General features: G+C 42.1%; 15 protein-coding genes and 1 tRNA gene. 12 read left to right on the plus strand and 4 right to left on the minus strand.

The annotated features are described in order from the left end of the window. The first annotated feature begins 3 nt into the window (after window positions 1–3). From nuoG to OQX61_RS16215, 8 genes are read left to right on the plus strand one after another with little or no spacing between them, the layout of a single operon-like run. A complete protein-coding gene (gene nuoG, locus OQX61_RS16180; RefSeq protein WP_265842838.1) occupies window positions 4–2712 on the plus strand; it encodes an NADH-quinone oxidoreductase subunit NuoG in 2709 nt (902 codons plus the stop codon). Further along, window positions 2709–3668, plus strand: a complete 960-nt coding sequence (gene nuoH, locus OQX61_RS16185; RefSeq protein ID WP_265842839.1) for an NADH-quinone oxidoreductase subunit NuoH — start codon at window positions 2709–2711, stop codon at window positions 3666–3668. The genes nuoG and nuoH overlap by 4 nt, the downstream gene beginning before the upstream one ends. 41 nt (window positions 3669–3709) lie before the next feature. Then, window positions 3710–4225, plus strand: a complete 516-nt coding sequence (nuoI, locus tag OQX61_RS16190; RefSeq protein WP_347343841.1) for an NADH-quinone oxidoreductase subunit NuoI — start codon at window positions 3710–3712, stop codon at window positions 4223–4225. 2 nt (window positions 4226–4227) lie between these two features. After that, complete coding sequence (nuoJ, locus tag OQX61_RS16195) at window positions 4228–4758, plus strand: NADH-quinone oxidoreductase subunit J (protein WP_265842841.1); 531 nt, start codon at window positions 4228–4230, stop codon at window positions 4756–4758. Continuing rightward, window positions 4755–5066: an NADH-quinone oxidoreductase subunit NuoK gene (gene nuoK, locus OQX61_RS16200; RefSeq protein ID WP_265842842.1), complete on the plus strand. Its 312-nt coding sequence runs from the start codon at window positions 4755–4757 to the stop codon at window positions 5064–5066. The genes nuoJ and nuoK overlap by 4 nt, the downstream gene beginning before the upstream one ends. A gap of 2 nt (window positions 5067–5068) precedes the next feature. After that, window positions 5069–6958 carry an NADH-quinone oxidoreductase subunit L gene (nuoL, locus tag OQX61_RS16205; RefSeq protein WP_265842843.1) on the plus strand — a complete coding sequence of 630 codons (1890 nt, stop codon included), beginning with the start codon at window positions 5069–5071 and terminating at the stop codon, window positions 6956–6958. Next, on the plus strand, window positions 6955–8460 hold the full coding sequence (gene nuoM, locus OQX61_RS16210; protein ID WP_265842844.1) for an NADH-quinone oxidoreductase subunit M: 1506 nt from the start codon (window positions 6955–6957) through the stop codon (window positions 8458–8460). The genes nuoL and nuoM overlap by 4 nt, the downstream gene beginning before the upstream one ends. Next, a complete protein-coding gene (locus OQX61_RS16215; RefSeq protein ID WP_265842845.1) occupies window positions 8457–9899 on the plus strand; it encodes an NADH-quinone oxidoreductase subunit N in 1443 nt (480 codons plus the stop codon). Before nuoM ends, OQX61_RS16215 begins: the two co-directional genes overlap by 4 nt. A 67-nt stretch (window positions 9900–9966) precedes the next feature. On the opposite strand, the gene OQX61_RS16220 is transcribed toward OQX61_RS16215, so the two are convergent. The 3 genes from OQX61_RS16220 to OQX61_RS16230 all read right to left on the minus strand — a co-directional run bounded on the left by OQX61_RS16220 (window position 9967) and on the right by OQX61_RS16230 (window position 12091). Beyond that, window positions 9967–10054: transfer RNA gene (locus OQX61_RS16220), tRNA-Ser, on the minus strand. A 47-nt stretch (window positions 10055–10101) separates the two neighbouring features. Then, complete coding sequence (gene pyk, locus OQX61_RS16225; RefSeq protein ID WP_265842846.1) at window positions 10102–11532, minus strand: pyruvate kinase; 1431 nt, start codon at window positions 11530–11532, stop codon at window positions 10102–10104. A gap of 139 nt (window positions 11533–11671) precedes the next feature. After that, window positions 11672–12091, minus strand: coding sequence for an IPExxxVDY family protein (locus OQX61_RS16230; protein ID WP_182959055.1), 420 nt, complete (start codon window positions 12089–12091; stop codon window positions 11672–11674). 159 nt (window positions 12092–12250) lie between these two features. On the opposite strand from OQX61_RS16230, the gene OQX61_RS16235 reads away from it, so the two are divergent. From OQX61_RS16235 to rnc, 3 genes are all read left to right on the plus strand, one after another. Next, window positions 12251–12487, plus strand: a complete 237-nt coding sequence (locus tag OQX61_RS16235) for an acyl carrier protein (RefSeq protein WP_008241990.1) — start codon at window positions 12251–12253, stop codon at window positions 12485–12487. Between the two features lie 28 nt (window positions 12488–12515). Then, a complete protein-coding gene (gene fabF, locus OQX61_RS16240; protein WP_265842847.1) occupies window positions 12516–13769 on the plus strand; it encodes a beta-ketoacyl-ACP synthase II in 1254 nt (417 codons plus the stop codon). A 62-nt stretch (window positions 13770–13831) separates the two neighbouring features. Beyond that, window positions 13832–14560: a ribonuclease III gene (rnc, locus tag OQX61_RS16245; protein ID WP_265842848.1), complete on the plus strand. Its 729-nt coding sequence runs from the start codon at window positions 13832–13834 to the stop codon at window positions 14558–14560. A gap of 1 nt (window position 14561) precedes the next feature. On the opposite strand, the gene OQX61_RS16250 is transcribed toward rnc, so the two are convergent. Next, a complete protein-coding gene (locus OQX61_RS16250; RefSeq protein ID WP_265842849.1) occupies window positions 14562–15278 on the minus strand; it encodes a hypothetical protein in 717 nt (238 codons plus the stop codon). Between the two features lie 231 nt (window positions 15279–15509). Between OQX61_RS16250 and OQX61_RS16255 the strand changes: the two genes are divergently transcribed. Then, window positions 15510–16373, plus strand: a complete 864-nt coding sequence (locus tag OQX61_RS16255) for a YicC/YloC family endoribonuclease (protein WP_265843077.1) — start codon at window positions 15510–15512, stop codon at window positions 16371–16373. Window positions 16374–16379 lie beyond the last annotated feature (6 nt).

The raw sequence follows: 16379 nt of genomic DNA on the forward strand, positions 1-16379 counted from the left end.
AAAATGGCAACGATTTATATTGATCATAAAGCTTATGAAGTAACACCAGGCAAAAATGTGCTGGAAACCTGCCTTACCTTAGGTTTTGACCTGCCCTATTTTTGCTGGCATCCTGCTATGGGATCCGTAGGTGCCTGCCGTCAATGTGCCATTAAGCTTTTTAAAGACGAGGAGGACACCAAAGGACGACTAGTCATGTCTTGCATGGAAACGGTTAAAGACAATATGTATTTGTCTATTGAAGATCCCTCAGCCAGGGCTTTTCGCACACAGGTGATTGAATGGCTGATGACCAACCACCCTCATGATTGTGCGGTTTGTGATGAAGGTGGTTCCTGCCATCTACAGGATATGACGGTGATGACCGGCCATAACTACCGTCGTTTTCAATTTCCTAAACGCAGTTATAAAAACCAATATCTGGGTCCTTTTATCAACCATGAAATGAACCGCTGTATACAATGTTATCGCTGTGTCCGGTTTTATAAAGATTATGCAGGCGGAAAAGATCTGGATGTATTTGCAGCCCATAACCATGTTTATTTCGGAAGAGCAGCCGATGGTACCCTCGAGAGTGAATTTAGCGGAAACCTGGCAGAGGTGTGCCCAACAGGTGTTTTTACCGACAAAAGTCTGAAGTCGCATTATACCCGAAAATGGGACATGACTATGGCTCCCTCCATTTGTCAGCATTGTAGTCTTGGATGCAATATCATTGCGGGAGAAAGATATGGCGAACTACGTCAAATTACGAACCGCTATAATGGTGCTGTAAACGGATATTTTATTTGCGATCGCGGACGATTTGGTTATGAATTTGTAAACAGCATTAACCGGATTCAACAGCCCCTGGTACGCGCTCACATCCCTGAACCGGCCGATAAGGATAGCTTATATCGCCAACTGGCAATCATTTTAACAAAGCACCGCACAATTGGAATTGCTTCTCCAAGGGCCTCTTTGGAAGCCAATTTTGCCCTCAGGCAGTTGGTAGGGAAGGAAAACTTTTACCAGGGCGTTTCCGAAACAGAAGCACAGCTGATGCGCAATATCCTCCTTACCCTGAATGCTGGTCATACCCACTCCCCGTCACTCAAAGAAACTGAGGCCGCAGACGTGGTATTTATTCTTGGAGAAGATTTAACCAATTCCGCCCCTATGCTTGCACTCGCAGTGCGGCAGGCGATACGTAAAGTCCCTTTCGAAAAGGCAGCACAAATCAGTATTCCGACCTGGCATGATGCCGCATTAAGGGAGCTTGCCCAGGAAGAAAAAGGGGAATTATTTATCGCATATCCTACAAAAACCAAACTAGATGAGCTCGCCGGCAAGCCCCTGCACTTATCTCCTGATGAGATTGCACGTCTGGGTTATGCGGTTGCAGCGTACCTCAACACGAATAGTCCTGCACCTGAAGGGCTGAGTAAACACAGCCTGAAACTTGCCAGACATATTGCCGACAGCCTGAAAAAGGCAAAAAATTCCCTGATCATTTGTGGAACAAGCCTCTTTAATGAGGCCATAATTAATGCCGCAACGAACATTGCTATGGCCTTGTCCGGGGAAGAAAAGAAAGCAAATTTGTCATTTATTGTTCCCGAATGCAACTCTATGGGGCTGGCCATGATGGATGCCCCCTCCTTAACCTATGCCATGGAGGCCTTAGAAAACAGGGACATAGACACCGTCATTGTACTTGAAAACGACCTGTACCGACGAGGCGGAAAAAAGGAAATTGACCTGCTTCTTGAACAGCGGAAAAACCTGGTGGTACTCGATCATCTGCATCATGAAACCAGCAATAAGGCCAGTATCCTGATCCCGGTAGCCACCTTTGCAGAAGCGGAAGGAACAATTGTCAACAATGAAGGGCGTGCACAGCGCTTCTTCCAGGTGTTCAGTCCAAAAAATGAGAACTTCAGGGAAAGCTGGAGCTGGCTCGATGAATTCAGACAATTTCAAAATGGTATTAGTCCTGAAGAACTACAGGAACCCGGAAATTTATTGGCCGGAATGGTCCGTTTAATGCCACAGTTTAAAGGGGTAGATACCCTTAGTCCAGCTGCAGACTTTCGCATTTCCGGACAAAAAATCCCCCGTGAACCGCATCGTTATAGCGGACGGACTGCCATGCTGGCCAACATCAATGTCAGTGAACCGAAACCTCCGGAGGACCATCATTCCGCATTATCATTTACGATGGAAGGTTATAAAGGAATGCCTCCTGCTCCTTTAATCCCATTTTTCTGGGCTCCGGGCTGGAATTCTGTACAATCCGTCAATAAATACCAAACGGAAGTTGGGGGCTCTTTACGTGGTGGTGATCCAGGCGAAAGGTTGTTTTCGGAGATCAGAAGTGCTGAGCGCCGTTACCAAAATCACATTCCTCCCACTTTTATACCCTCAGCAGGAGAATGGCTGATACTCCCTTTACCGCATATTTTCGGATCTGAAGAGCTCAGCATCTACAGCCCCGGCATTAATGAGCGTAGCCCAAAGCCCTATATCGCCATCAACAGAAAGGATGCGAAAAATCTGAATGCTGTTGAGAATGACCTTGTGCAGCTACGAATACAAGATCAAAGTTATTTTTTACCGGTCAGGATCATGGAAGAACTTCCGGAAGGACTGGCAGGAATTCCCTATCAAATTCCCGGACTAACCGGCATTTCATGGCCGGCAAAAGGAATTTTAACGAAAGGAAACACATGAGCACCGTACTAGAATATATCCTCATGATTGCAATTGTGTTGTTTGTTTTAACCACAGTTGCCGCCTGGCTGATCTGGCTGGAAAGGCGGATGCTTGCCGTATGGCAAAATCGGTGTGGCCCCAACCGGGCAGGGCCATTCGGCCTGCTCATTGTTGTTGCCGATACGATCAAGTTGTTTTTTAAGGAAGATTGGATTCCCCCCTTTGCGGATAAAACAATATTCGTGATTGCACCCGCTATTGTTGCCGCCACTGTGCTCATGAGCTTTGTGGTGATTCCTTATGCCCCGGGGATACTCATTGCAGATCTGAATGTAGGCCTGCTTTTCTTCCTCGCGATGTCTTCCATTGGCGTTTATAGTATCGTGTTGGGTGGATGGGCATCAAATAACAAATATTCCCTGCTGGGTGCCTTACGCGGTGCCGCACAAATGATTAGTTATGAAGTATTCATGGGACTCTCTTTAATGGGAATCGTCATGATTTCAGGTTCATTCAGGCTAACCGACATTGTATTGGCCCAAAAAGACTGCTGGTTCATCATTACACAGCCAGTAGCTTTTGTCGTTTTTATGATTGCCGGCATTGCAGAAACACATCGGCTACCTTTTGACATTCCTGAAGCAGAAAGCGAGTTGGTTGCCGGCTTCCATTCAGAATATTCAGGCATGAAATTCGGAATGTTCTTTATTGGCGAATACCTGGGAATTACCCTCATTTCGGCCATGGTGGTCACTTTGTTTTTCGGAGGATGGCTGGGACCGGGATTCCTTCCCCCCTTGATTTGGTTTATACTGAAAACTTTTGTGTTCATCCTCTTTTTCATCTTGCTCAGGGCCTCACTGCCAAGGCCAAGATATGATCAGCTGATGGAATATGGCTGGAAAATATTATTACCAGTGGCATTATTGAACTTATTGATCACGGGAGGAATTCTGTTGATGATGAATAAATGATCCCTCATATGGTGGGATTATGACCTGTAAACAAAGAAATGATGATTAGCTTACTAAGAACAATCGGACTCACTTTTATGCACATGTTCAGGAAAAGAGAGACGATCCAATATCCGGAAGAAAAGATATCGTTACACCCACGCTGGCGCGGAAGAATTGTATTAACGAGGGACCCTGATATGGGCGAACGCTGTGTGGGCTGTTACCTCTGCGCTGCCGCTTGCCCGGTAGACTGTATTTCACTGCAAGCTACCGAAGATGAAAATGGAAGAAGGTACCCGGAGTTCTTCCGCATCAATTTTTCACGCTGCATTTTTTGCGGTTACTGCGAAGAGGCCTGTCCAACTTATGCTATACAACTGATCCCCGATTTTGAAATGGCAGAATACAACCGCCAGGATATGGTTTATGAAAAAGAAGATTTACTGATCGATAGTCAGGGGAAATATCCAGGGTACAATTATTACAAAATCGCCGGACTGGACGCAGGCGTGAAGGAAAAAGGTACTGGTGAAAATGAAGATCCCCCAATTGACATACATAGTTTATTACCTTAAAAATGGATATCATATTTTACATCACCGCATTTGTGACCCTGGTATCTACCCTCATGGTCATCACCAGGCACAATCCCGTGCATGCCCTGTTGTACCTTGTCATTTCCCTGCTTTCCTTATCGGTCATCTTCTTTTTACTTGGGGCCCCTTTTGCAGCAATGCTGGAAATTATCATTTATGCAGGGGCCATCATGGTACTTTTCATCTTTGTGATCATGCTGTTAAACCTTGGCAAGGAAACCGAAATTCAGGAAAAAGAATGGCTCAGGCCTAAGGTATGGATTGGGCCGGCCATCTTATCGGTCATCCTTTTTGCCGAATTATTTTACCTGATCAGCAGTCCCACGACATCCTACCTGATTGAGCAGACTGTTGATGCAAAAACAGTCGCTATATCCCTGTTCCGGCCATACCTGATTGGAGTGGAACTTGCCGCCATGTTATTAATGGCAGGCGTAGTAGGTGCCGCTCATATCGGACAGCATAAGAAAACAACTTTACACCGGTTTTTACAAGAGGAGGAAACGCGATGAAAACTACAATATCTATGGAAATGATCTTACTGCTGGCAGGCTTACTATTTGTCCTGGGTATTGCCGGAGTGATCATCCGGAAGAACATCATTTTTATGCTGCTATCTATAGAAGTGATGTTAAACGCATCAGGACTGGCTTTCGTAGCTGCAGGATCGCATTGGGGGCAACCAGACGGACAGGTAATGTTCGTCTTTATCCTGGCCATGGCTGCAGCAGAAGTTTCCGTTGGACTGGCCCTGATCCTCCAGATTTACCATCAACATAAATCACTTGACATAGACAATTTAAAAGAGATGAAAGGATAATTATGGAACACCTGTTATGGCTTATCCCCGCTTTCCCCCTTGCCGGCTTTTTAATTCTGGCATTGACAGGGAAGAGTATGCCCCCGGTTTGGGTGGCCATAATTGGTGCAGGAACGGTTAGTCTTTCCGCCATATTTACCATCATCATCGGTATTACCTTTCTTGCCCTACCTCCAGCCAGTGGTCACTATTCACAAACTTTATGGACCTGGATGGAGATCGCAGATTTCCATCCGGAGATCAGCTTGTATCTGGATGCTTTATCGCTGGTTTTTGTCTTTGTGATCACCTTCATCGGCGCCCTGATACACATTTACTCCGTCGCCTTTATGGTCTTTGACAAAGACTATTCCCGCTTTTTTGCCTGCATGAACTTGTTCGTGTTTTCTATGCTGCTGCTCGTACTGGCGGATAATTTACTGCTGTTATATCTGGGATGGGAAGGTGTGGGACTCTGCAGCTACTTACTGATTGGCTTTTGGTATGAGCATCCTGAAAATGGTTATGCTGCCCGAAAAGCATTTATCATCACCCGCATTGGTGATACCGCCATGGCCATTGGAATTTTTGTCATCTTTTATCAGTTTGGCACCCTTCTGATTCCGGACATTTTAGCGAAAGCCACTTCTTTATGGCAGCCGGGGGCGTCAATAGCCACCATAACTGCCCTATTATTACTTGCCGGAGCCTTAGGGAAATCCGCTCAGCTACCTTTTCAAACCTGGCTTCCTGACGCCATGGCCGGGCCTTCTCCGGTAAGTGCCCTGATTCATGCGGCAACCATGGTAACCGCAGGTGTTTACCTGATCGCGAGGATGCATGTGATCTTCGAATTATCCCCAACGGTGCAGCTGATAATCGCAGCAATCGGGGCCGCAACCTTGTTCATTGCAGGCTTCAGTGCACTTACTCAGTATGACCTCAAGCGGGTACTTGCTTATTCCACCGTCAGCCAGATCGGCTATATGTTTCTGGCATTAGGCCTGGGTGCCTGGACAGCGGCTATTTTCCATTTTATGATTCATGCTTTCTTTAAAGCGCTGCTCTTCCTCGCTGCAGGTGCAGTGATAGAGGCATTACATCATGAACACAATATGTTTAAGATGGGAGGGCTCAGAACTAAACTTCCGGTCGTTTTCGGGACCTTTGTTATTGGCTCAGCCTCATTAATTGCCTTGCCTTTAATCAGTTCCGGATTTTACAGTAAAGATCAGATTCTTTGGTTTGCATGGGCCGCTAAAAATGGAAACCCATTGCTATGGCTCATTGCCTTTTCAGGTGCTTTCATTACTGCACTTTATACCACGAGAATGGTCATGCTTACTTTCTGGGGGGAAGCAAAAACAGAGGTAGACCGACACCCGGGTAAATTGATCACCATTCCGTTAATTATCCTTGCTTTCTTTAGCATTTGTGCCGGCTTTATCGAGCTACCCCATAATTTTGGTTCTTTAACCCTTTTTTCAGACTTTCTTCATCAGGTATTACCTGAAACCCTGTTAAAATCTACCGCAAATGGAGAGGTTTTCTTTCAGTTACTTGGAGCTCTGGCGACTTTCAGCGGGATTTATACTGCTTACATTTTATGGTATAAACAACCCGAACGTCTTGAACAACTAAAACGCAATGAAGTGCTACTCCGCCTTTATACCTTCTGGCATTCCGGCTGGGGCTTTGATCAACTATACCAAACACTAATCGTACGTCCGTTTGTTTTTATAGCTAACATCAACAAAAATGATGTCGTAGATAAAATTTATCAGGGCATCACTTTGATCTCTGTTGCGCTCTACCGGTTTTTATCATTTACGCAATCAGGATCACTAAGGTGGTATATTATGGGTCTTGTTGTCGGTGCAATCATCATTTTAGGTATACAAATCATGTTATGATACTCGTCTGGCTCATCGGTCTGTTAATGGGAGGAGGCTTACTAGCCCTCCTGGTTGGGCAATGGAACAAAACCTTGCCCCGGTGGATTTCCCTATATACCCTGATTATCGGTTTTATTGCCCTGATCTCTTTCTGGGTTGAACATTACGCAGCCATAAACATCGGTTCTACGGGAGTCTGGCTGATGGATTTCCAACAAAACTGGATCCCTTCTTTTGGGATCAGCTTCCATCTGGCCATTGATGGATTAAGCCTCCTGCTGTTAATGCTAACTTTTTTCCTTGGGATTCTTGCCATATTATGCTCCTGGAAAGAGATCACAGAACATCATGGCTTTTATCATTTTAATCTGCTTTGGATTTTGGCGGGTATTTCAGGCGTATTTATGGCCATGGATCTATTCCTTTTCTACTTTTTCTGGGAGATCATGCTGATTCCAATGTACTTTCTGATTGGCATATGGGGGAGTAAAAACCGGGAATATGCAGCCTACAAATTCTTCATTTTCACCCAGGCTAGCGGACTGTTAATGTTCATTTCTATTCTTGCTTTATATTTTACTCATGCGCAGAGTACCGGTATTTATACCTTTGATTACTTCGGGTTACTGGGAACGGTTATGGCTCCACAGACGGCCTTTTGGCTGATGATGGGATTCATGATCGCCTTTGCGGTAAAATTACCTCTTGTCCCCTTTCACACCTGGCTACCCGATGCACATAGTGAAGCACCAACAGCAGGGAGTTTAATTCTGGCAGGATTACTATTGAAAACCGGAGCTTATGGCATTTTAAGGTTCGTTTTACCGCTATTCCCTGAAGTGGCAAAAACATTTGCGCCATGGGCCATGCTGCTGGGTGTCATTGGAATTATCTACGGTGCTATCCTTGCCTTCTCACAAACCGACCTTAAGCGCCTTATCGCTTATACCAGTGTAAGCCATATGGGCTTTGTGGTTTTAGGAATTTTTGCTTTTAATGAACTGGCATTGCAGGGTGTAGTGATGCAACTATTGACCCATGCCATCAGTACAGGGGCGCTGTTTATCATGGCAGGCATGCTAAAAGAACGTCTCCACACCAGGGAATTAGATGAGATGGGCGGACTGTGGTTCCAGATGCCAAAAATGGGCGCAATAGCGGTATTATTTGCTATGGCTGCCCTGGGATTACCTGGATTGGGAAATTTTGTTGCGGAATTCCTCATCTTATTAGGCGCATTTAAATCGAGCGTATGGCTTACGGTGCCTGCTACCATCGGTCTTATCTTCTCCGCCATATATTCCTTAAGGATGATCCAGAAAGTATTTCTTGGCCCTACACCCGAAACAGCACCAATTTCAGACTTTTCATGGAGAGAAGTATTCATCATGGCCGTCCTTACTATTTCCATTATATGGCTTGGTTTGTACCCTCAGCCAGTCATTAACACCGCCAGACCTATGATCAACCAAATTGAACAGCTTTTCCATACCGAATTCAATAATCAAACCCTAAAATGATGACCGCTAATGATCTTTCCGCGCTTATGCCATTGCTCGTACTCTCAGGATCTGCGGTGCTGATCATGTTACTTATTGCCATGAAATTTAGTCACCGTAGCATTCAGATCAGCAGTTTAATATTATTTGTCCTCTCTTTTTTAGCGGTGTTCCAATTACAAAAACCACTCCCATATTTCATTGACCCCCTATTTGTAATTGATGATTTTTCGACCTTCGTTACAGGCCTGATTATTTTTTCAAGTCTGGTAATCAACATCATTTCCTACCTCTATTTTGAAGGTAAAGAAGAAAGTCCAAAGGAATATTATGTCTTGCTTTTTCTGTGTACCCTTGGCGGTTGTGTATTGGCCGTCAGCAATCATTTCATCTCTTTATTTCTTGGCCTGGAGGTTCTTACTGTTGGCCTATATGCGCTTATCGCCTATTTACGGGCCCGTCATCACAATATCGAAGCCGGCATTAAATACCTGGTTTTAGCGGCCTTCTCTTCCGCCTTCCTCCTTTTCGGAATGGCCTTAATTTATTTTCAACTGGGCACCATGAATTTTTCAGCAATGACCGTAAAACTGGCTACAGTTTCCTCCCTCCCCCCCTTGTTTCTTACCGGTTTCGGATTGATGCTGATCGGAATCGGGTTTAAACTAGCCGTAGTTCCTTTTCACATGTGGACTGCCGATGTGTATCAGGGGGCTCCTACACCCGTTACTGCCTTTATTGCGACGGTCTCTAAAGGAGGTGTATTTGCAGTGCTGATTCGTTTTTTTATTGCGATTGATGGTTTCAGGTTCCAGGCATTAATGCTGGTCCTAATCGCTATTGCCATTGCTTCTATGATCATTGGGAACCTCCTTGCCCTGCAACAAAAAAATATAAAAAGGTTGCTGGCCTATTCATCAATTGCTCACCTTGGCTATTTATTAGTTGCTTTCATTCCCGGTAATCCGATGAGTATTCCTGCGGTTAGTTTTTATTTAGCTGCTTATTTTGCGACCACGCTAACTGCATTTGGCATCATTACGATCCTATCCGGCAAAGAAAACGATATGGAAAATATAAATAATTACAAAGCCTTGTTTTGGGATCATCCGGTGCTGGCCTGTATTTTTAGTACTGCTTTACTTTCCCTTGCGGGAATTCCCCTTACTGCGGGTTTCATAGGGAAATTTTATATCCTGTCTGCGGGTATGCAAACTGGATTTTGGGTACTAGCGCTGGTTTTGGTACTCAGCAGCGTCCTTGGTTTATACTATTACCTTCGTATCATTACTACGCTCTTTTCCGGACAACAGAGTGCCTCCGGCCAGGAGAAAAAGGTACAACCGGTTTTTTACCTGATCAGCAGCATCGTATTATCGGTTTTAACCTTATTAATCCTCTGGGTTGGAATATACCCATCGGGATTAATGCAACTGATTGAACATTTTAAAATCAGGTAACAACCTGGAACGACATAAAAAAAGGGTTACTCCTTATGGAATAACCCTTTTATACTTTTGTAATTCGCGGAGAGAGAGGGATTCGAACCCTCGGTACCCTTTGGAGGTACACACGCTTTCCAAGCGTGCTCCTTCAGCCACTCGGACACCTCTCCTTTTTGCGGATTGCAAAAGTAGAAAAAATTTTGATTGCTACAAGAGATTAATCAATTACAGTAATTTTCAACATATTAGTTTTCCCTTTTTTCTCCATTGGGATAGCCGCGGTATTGATGATTACATCACCTTTTTTGATCATTTTGTATTCTTTCAGCAAGTTATTTACGTCTTGAATGGTATCATCAGTACTGTCAAACTTATCGTAGAAGAAGCCCTGAACGCCCCATAATAAGCTTAAAGTGTTAAGCAGAGATACATTACTGGTGAAGATATAAGTTAATGCTTTTGGTCTGTGACTTGAAATTTCGAAAGCAGTATAACCACTTACCGTCATAGAAACGATACCAACAGCGTTTGTTTGTTTTGATAAGAAACAAGCAGTATCGCAAATTGCATCGCTCAGGAAGCTCTCAGATTTCGGTTTAAGGAACTTTTCCGGATGGAATGGATAGTTGTTAACTTCGATGTTCTGAATGATTTTCTGCATAGTTTCGATAACAATCAGCGGGAATTCACCTACTGAAGTCTCTCCGCTTAGCATCACTGCATCTGCACCATCAAGTACTGAGTTGGCTACATCATTCACCTCTGCACGTGTTGGCCTTGGTGTAGTGATCATGCTTTCCAGCATTTGTGTTGCAATAATTACTGGTTTTGAAGCTGCTCTACATTTCTGAACGATCATTTTTTGCAACAATGGAACTTCTTCCATCGGCATTTCAACACCCAGGTCACCACGGGCAACCATGATACCGTCAGAAACTGCGATGATTTCATCAATATTTGCAATTGCTTCAGGTTTTTCAATCTTCGCAATTACACGTGCAGTTTTACCTCTTTGTTTGATAATTTCTTTTAATTCAACGATGTCTGCAGCGTTACGAACGAACGAAAGTCCGATCCATTCTACATCATTTTCCAATACAAAATCTAAGTTTTTACGATCTTCTACAGTTAGAGAAGGGATAGAAACTTTAGTATTTGGAAGGTTTACCCCTTTTCTTGAAGTCAGGATACCACCATGAACAATCTCACAAACTACCTCATCAACAAGGTTAGTTTCGATAACTCTCATTTGAAGTTTACCATCATCTAACAAGATGATTTCACCTGCTTTTACGTCTTGAGGGAAAGTGTTATAAGTGATGTAGATACGCTCTTCATTACCGATACATTCTTTAGTCGTGATGACCGTCCTGTTACCGTTAACTAAGTGAATACCACCGTCTTTTACCATTCCAATTCTAATCTTAGGACCCTGTAAATCAGCAAGAATACCTACGTTATAATTGTGTTTTTTATTAAGACTACGGATGGTATTTAAAACTTCCTGGTGATCTGCCTGAGAACCGTGTGAGAAGTTTAATCTGCATACGTCAAGTCCGGCATTAAACATGCTAAATAAAACTTCTGGTTTTGCTGAAGCAGGACCAAGCGTCGCTACGATTTTTGTTCTGGAATGAAATGGTTTCATTTTGGTTACTTAAATTTATATGGACCAACAAAATGAAGGTTCTGATGTCGAAAACCGATGTTGCCCTGGTTATTAATATTTTATTTCTGAATCTTATAAAATCAAATATAGTGTATTTAATACACCTTCAATATAAAATTTACATTACCAAATTTTCCCGTGACTTCAATTTTTTTGGATCAATCTGCGCAGCTACCTGAATATCAGCTAGTTTGTTCAGGCCGGTTAAAATAAAATTCAGGTCTTCTTTGTCAATATACTGATGAATTATCATAAAAAAGTCAACTTTATTCATTTCGGGGATTAAAAATCCCTCTGCGTTGCGATTATTGATGATATAGTACTCGATTTCGCCTTGTTCTACAAAAAAATAATACTTCGAAAAGGCCAGCGGATTTTCATCCACATTGAAGTAAACTTCGTGATCTTCAATCTTTTCGAAGTCGAAATTTAAGCTGGTATTGACCTTATGACAGAGCATATAATCCTTCAATGAAGCTGTAATGGCGATTAAAACAAAATCAAGATCTAAGGACAGTTTTAAATAAGTTTTGTTCAAAACACACTTTTTTACGGGAATTACAAAATTATAAAACTAATTTTACATTAATGTTCAAAATAAAAACATTAAAATTGGAAGAGAAATAAAAACATTTGAAATGTGTAATTATTTATTTTTCTTTGCACTGAATTATTTAACCATTAAATTATAAACATTATGTCTGATATTGCTTCAAGAGTTAAGGCTATTATCGTTGAAAAATTAGGTGTGGATGAAAACGAAGTTACACCAGAAGCTTCTTTCACTAACGACTTAGGTGCTGATTCTTTAGATACAGTAGAGCTTATTATGGAGTTCGAAAAAGAATTCAATGTAGCGATTCCTGATGATCAGGCTGAAACTATTGGTACTGTTGGTCAAGCAATTGCTTACTTAGAGAAAAACGTTAAGTAAAAATACGGTCTCCGTATAATCCGTATAAATGGAATTAAAAAGAGTAGTAGTTACAGGGTTGGGTGCGCTCACTCCAATTGGCAATACGATCCCAGAATTCTGGGATGGTTTGCTGAATGGCGTGAGCGGCGCTGGCCCTATTACAGGTTTTGACACATCAAAGTTCAAGACGAAGTTTGCATGTGAACTTAAAAACTTCAATCCTGAAGATTTTTTAGACAAAAAAGAAGCCCGCAAGTTAGATCCATTTGTTCAATACGCTTTAGTATCAACAGATGAGGCAGTTAAGGATGGTAATTTTGATTTTTCACAATTAGATTGCAACCGTATCGGCGTTATCTGGGGATCAGGTATTGGCGGTTTTAAAACATTTCAGGACGAAATGAAGAACTTCTTTTTAGGCGATGGTACACCACGCATAAATCCGTTCTTCATCCCTAAGGTAATTATTGACATCGTTCCCGGCCATATTTCCATAAAATATGGGTTACGCGGACCGAATTTTGCCACTGTTTCTGCCTGTGCTTCATCCACTAACGCCATGATTGATGCTTACAACTATATTCGTTTGAATATGTGTGACGTGATCATTAGCGGAGGTTCTGAGGCCATCATTAATGAGGCTGGAATCGGAGGATTCAATGCAATGCATGCACTATCCACCAGAAATGATGATCCAAAAACAGCTTCAAGGCCGTTCGACAAAGACAGAGATGGATTTGTTGCGGGTGAAGGAGCAGGAACGATCATCCTTGAAGAGTTAGAACATGCGAAAAAACGCGGTGCGAAGATCTATGCTGAATTAGTCGGCGGAGGAATGAGCGCAGATGCGAATCACATTACCGCACCTCATCCTCAGGGACTTGGCGCGAGAATGGTAATGTCAAATGCTTTAAAAGATGCAGGTTTAACTACCGCAGATATTGATTACATCAATGTTCATGGTACTTCGACTCCGCTGGGAGATATCTCCGAAAGCAGGGCAATTGTTGATTTATACGGTGAGGATGCTTACAAGCTAAACATCAGCTCTACTAAATCAATGACAGGCCATTTACTAGGTGCTGCAGGTGCTATTGAAGCTATTGCTGCAATCCTTGCTGTCCAGAATGATATAGTACCACCAACGATCAATCACTTTACTGATGATCCTGAATGTGATCCTAAATTAAACTTCACGTTCAACAAGGCTCAAAAACGCACCATTCGTGCTGCACAAAGCAACACTTTTGGCTTCGGTGGTCATAATGCATCTGTGATATTCAAAAAGTACGAAGAATAATAATTAGTCTCTGTAAAAGGAGACTATTCACAAATATGATCCACTAATTTTTGTAATAATTAATGCCGTTATTCGACCTGTACAAGCTTTATTTGTCAACAGATAAGGTCTTTATAAAAAAGCTAAAAAATATTTTAGGCTTTGTTCCTGGAAATACTGTTTTATACAAAATGGCATTCAGGCACAGGTCTGTAGCAAAAGTTCTGAAGAACGGAAGCAGAAGTAGCAATGAACGTCTTGAGTTTCTTGGAGATGCTATTTTAGGCTCTGTTATCGCAGAAGTCCTTTTCAAGGCCTATCCTTACAAAGAAGAAGGCTTTTTAACGGAAATGCGTTCAAAAATCGTGAACAGGGCTAATCTGAATCAGCTTGCACGAAAAATGGGTTTTGACCAGCTGATGGTCTTCGATCAGAAAGCGGTAAACATTCAAACCAAACATCATTCCATGCTTGGAGATGCTTTTGAGGCTTTAATCGGTGCGGTTTATCTGGATAAAGGATATAATTATACCAAAGATTTCTTGTTGAAAAGAATCATTAAGCCTTACATAGACATTCATACGCTGGAACTTACAGAAACGAATTTCAAGAGTAAATTGATTGAATGGTGCCAGCGCCATGGAAAAGACATTACTTTTGACATGATTCAGAACACGGAAGGAGATAGCGCTAAGCTATTCACCATCAGTGCTGTTGTAGAAGGTGAAAGTTATGGAATCGGTCGCGATTACAATAAAAAGAATGCAGAGAAGCTTGCAGCTGAAAAAGCCTGCGAAGCATTATCCATTTAATTCAGGGTTTCTTTTTTAAGGTATCCGTATACTGCTTATAGGAATCACGAATGTATTTTATGGCATCGTATTCCGCCCAATTTTGAGTTTTTTCGTAGTCAGGCCTGTAATTGAGCATGAATTGCTCCAGGTCTTTCCCTTTAAGGCCGGTATGGCTCTGAATCATTGATTCATTAAAAAGACCGTCTACCTGGGTTTGTTTAAGCTCATTGTCGTAATACCTTCCAAATCTTCGGGCATTCTTAGGTGTACGCCCAAATAGCTCATACATTGCTGTTAAAGGTTGGAATATGTAAGCCAAAAGCGGTGGTTTCCCCTGATAAAAAGAGCCTTTATTTTTAAACTCGCGTTTAATATCATTCAATTCCTGCTTTTTCGTTTGTCCAATAATTTTCACTTCCTGCAAGTTCGTCCCTCTATTCAGATAAATAGTCAGGTCGGCCGTGGTAAATACACCTGCTTCACCATCAGAATAGTCTCTTTTAATCACTAAAAGGCTATCCCCTACTGCTGATTTCAGCTGAAAAAGCCCCAAATCAGTAGTGAATACTGTATATCCATTGCGCTTATTGATCACCTGAGCATTTTGTATTCTGGTATTTGTTCCCCGCTCTTTCACCACCCCACGCAGTATAAACTCCTGTTGAGAGAAGGCTGATGGCATCGCCGTAAAGAAAAACACGCCAAATGACAGTGTAAGGAGATGTAGAAACTTCATTTTGTATCGTTTTTTTGTAAACTTAACCATTGTTTTTCAACCAAATGCGTTAAAAAAAGTTAAAATACCCATTAATGACGCTATTTTAACCATTGACAGCCCTTAAAATCTATTCTATATTTAACAAAAAAAAGAGAAAAAGGTTAGCAGCCAATGAGATCTCTGCGTCATTAAGTAACATAGGTTTAATCATTTTAACAATAAATTATATCTTTGCACATGATAAAATCAATGACGGGCTTCGGCCTGGCCTCTACTGATCATGAAAACATCAAGTTTGCAGTAGAGATTAAGTCTTTAAACAGTAAGTTTTTAGAACTCAACTTAAAACTTCCCCGGGCTTTCTCCGAAAAGGAGTTGTTATTGCGTAATGTTTGCAGTAAAGAGATTGAGCGTGGAAAAGTAAGTGTTTCTATTAACATCGACCGTGGCGAAGAAAGTCTGAAAGGCGCAACCATCAATGCGGCGTTATTGAGCAAATATTACAAGCAACTGGAAGCCATTAATGTGGATCTGGGCGCAAACTCAACCAATCTTTTACAGGCCGTTTTGAGCTTCCCTGAGGTCATCAGCTACCAGGAAGAAGAAATCAATGAAGGCGATTGGGATATCTTATACAGCACATTCAACAAGGCTTTAGACAGCTTTAATCAGTTCAGACTTACCGAAGGAAACGTTTTAAAGACGGATCTGGAACTGAGAATCAAAAATATCTTACAATTTTTTGCTCAGGTGGAAGAGTTAGAACCCCTAAGAATTCCACAGATTAAGGCCAGATTGAACCAGTTTTTGGAAGAAAACGTAGGTAAGATCAACGTTGATCAGAACCGTTTAGAGCAGGAATTGATCTATTACATCGACAAATTAGACATTACCGAAGAAAAAACACGCCTGCAAAGTCACTGTGATTATTTCACGCAGACTTTAAAAAGCAAGGATGCCAACGGTAAAAAATTAGGATTCATCTCCCAGGAAATTGGTAGAGAAATCAATACTATGGGTGCTAAAGCAAATGACGCACAAATACAACAGTTAGTAGTAGGGATGAAAGAAGAGCTGGAGAAAATTAAAGAACAACTATTAAACGTTTTATAAGTAAGC

Source organism: Pedobacter sp. PLR (assembly GCF_026239675.1).
Classification (GTDB): domain Bacteria; phylum Bacteroidota; class Bacteroidia; order Sphingobacteriales; family Sphingobacteriaceae; genus Pedobacter.

Excerpts from the sequence above, each read along its gene's own strand:
- nuoG (WP_265842838.1), top strand. The coding sequence starts at position 4 with ATGGCAACGATTTATATTGATCATAAAGCTTATGAAGTAACACCAGGC.
- nuoH (WP_265842839.1), top strand. The coding sequence starts at position 2,709 with ATGAGCACCGTACTAGAATATATCCTCATGATTGCAATTGTGTTGTTT.
- nuoI (WP_347343841.1), top strand. The coding sequence starts at position 3,710 with ATGATTAGCTTACTAAGAACAATCGGACTCACTTTTATGCACATGTTC.
- nuoJ (WP_265842841.1), top strand. The coding sequence starts at position 4,228 with ATGGATATCATATTTTACATCACCGCATTTGTGACCCTGGTATCTACC.
- nuoK (WP_265842842.1), top strand. The coding sequence starts at position 4,755 with ATGAAAACTACAATATCTATGGAAATGATCTTACTGCTGGCAGGCTTA.
- nuoL (WP_265842843.1), top strand. The coding sequence starts at position 5,069 with ATGGAACACCTGTTATGGCTTATCCCCGCTTTCCCCCTTGCCGGCTTT.
- nuoM (WP_265842844.1), top strand. The coding sequence starts at position 6,955 with ATGATACTCGTCTGGCTCATCGGTCTGTTAATGGGAGGAGGCTTACTA.
- OQX61_RS16215 (WP_265842845.1), top strand. The coding sequence starts at position 8,457 with ATGATGACCGCTAATGATCTTTCCGCGCTTATGCCATTGCTCGTACTC.
- pyk (WP_265842846.1), bottom strand. The coding sequence starts at position 11,532 with ATGAAACCATTTCATTCCAGAACAAAAATCGTAGCGACGCTTGGTCCT.
- OQX61_RS16235 (WP_008241990.1), top strand. The coding sequence starts at position 12,251 with ATGTCTGATATTGCTTCAAGAGTTAAGGCTATTATCGTTGAAAAATTA.
- fabF (WP_265842847.1), top strand. The coding sequence starts at position 12,516 with ATGGAATTAAAAAGAGTAGTAGTTACAGGGTTGGGTGCGCTCACTCCA.
- rnc (WP_265842848.1), top strand. The coding sequence starts at position 13,832 with ATGCCGTTATTCGACCTGTACAAGCTTTATTTGTCAACAGATAAGGTC.
- OQX61_RS16250 (WP_265842849.1), bottom strand. The coding sequence starts at position 15,278 with ATGAAGTTTCTACATCTCCTTACACTGTCATTTGGCGTGTTTTTCTTT.
- OQX61_RS16255 (WP_265843077.1), top strand. The coding sequence starts at position 15,510 with ATGACGGGCTTCGGCCTGGCCTCTACTGATCATGAAAACATCAAGTTT.